At 43.8% G+C, this 1,365-nt stretch carries 2 protein-coding genes; both read left to right on the plus strand.

All coding sequences use genetic code 11. The annotated features are described in order from the left end of the window. Window positions 1-702: transposase (locus BFP75_RS10865; RefSeq protein WP_133118653.1), on the plus strand; the 702-nt coding region annotated here is incomplete at its 5' end. A gap of 24 nt (window positions 703-726) precedes the next feature. After that, a partial coding sequence (locus tag BFP75_RS10870; RefSeq protein ID WP_099545429.1) for an ATP-binding protein occupies window positions 727-1,365 on the plus strand: 639 nt, incomplete at its 3' end.

Below are 1,365 nucleotides of genomic sequence, written 5' to 3' on the forward strand. Positions count from 1 at the left end.
CCGGATATAAACAGGGCCATACTAAAACTCTTGGATGTTCATAATAAGATGTCTTTCAGGGGAAGGGAATACTCCCGTTATTCACTGTTCGAGGAAGTAGAAAAACAAGAACTCAAACCGCTGCCCTTAAAAAAGTACGAGATCAAATCGTACGCCAAGGGAACCGTACACAAGAACAGCCATATTTACTTCAGCAAGGACAAACATTATTACAGCGTGCCCTACCAACATATAGGTAAGCGCATCAAGATCATCTACTCCGATAGTCTAGTGGAGGTATTCCATAAACTGGAACGCTTGGCGGCACACCCAAGGGAAAGGAAGAAATACGCCTACACGACGATCAAGGAGCACATGCCCTCGCACCATCGCTTTATAAGCGAATGGAGTTCCGAGAAGTTCATCACATGGGCAGGTCATATCGGGGATAACTGTAAGGAGTATATCATCAAGATACTGGATAAAAAGCAACACCCCGAACAATCCTACAAATCATGTCTGGGTGTATTGCACCTAACTAAAAAAGTAGGCGATACCCGATTGGACAATGCCTGTAAGAGGGCATTGGACTATGGGGCGTACAATTACAATATCATCGAACGCATCCTTAAAAACGGATGGGACACTCTGGACGAGGACATCGAACAAGAAATCGATATGCCCAACCACGGTAATATCAGGGGAGGCCATTATTACAAATAAAACAGGAACATTAAAACCATGAATATGAATGAACAAACATTGGAACAGATGAAACAATTAAGGCTCTATGGAATGCTCAGGGCCTTCGGCACCAGTCTATCCTCTCAGAGTATCGACTACACCAATGATGAGCTGATCGCTTATCTAATGCAGTCGGAATGGGACGATAGGCAGAACCGTAAAATAGAACGCCTGACCAAGTCGGCCAAGTTCAGGTACAGTGCCCTGATAGAGAACATAGATTATGACCCGACAAGGAATATCGACAAAAACCAGATACGGCGTTTTGCCGACTGCGACTTTATAAAGCAGAAAGAAAATGTGCTCATCACTGGAAGTACGGGTGCGGGCAAAAGTTATATGGCATCCGCTATTGGACATCAAGCTTGCTCCCTAGGCTACAAGGTCATGTACTTCAATACCGTTAAACTCTTTACCATGCTCAAAACATCAAAAGCGGACGGTTCTTATGTAAAGCAGATAAACAGACTCGAAAAACAGGACCTACTTATACTCGACGACTTTGGTCTCAAAGGTCTGGACAATATCAATAGACACTCTTTTATGGAAATCATCGAAGATAGACATGGGAAAAAGTCAACAATAATCGCTTCTCAACTGCCTGTTGAGGCATGGCACGAGATCATAGGGGAACAGACCATC

The organism is Maribacter sp. 4G9, assembly GCF_002742265.1.
Taxonomy (GTDB): Bacteria; Bacteroidota; Bacteroidia; order Flavobacteriales; family Flavobacteriaceae; genus Maribacter.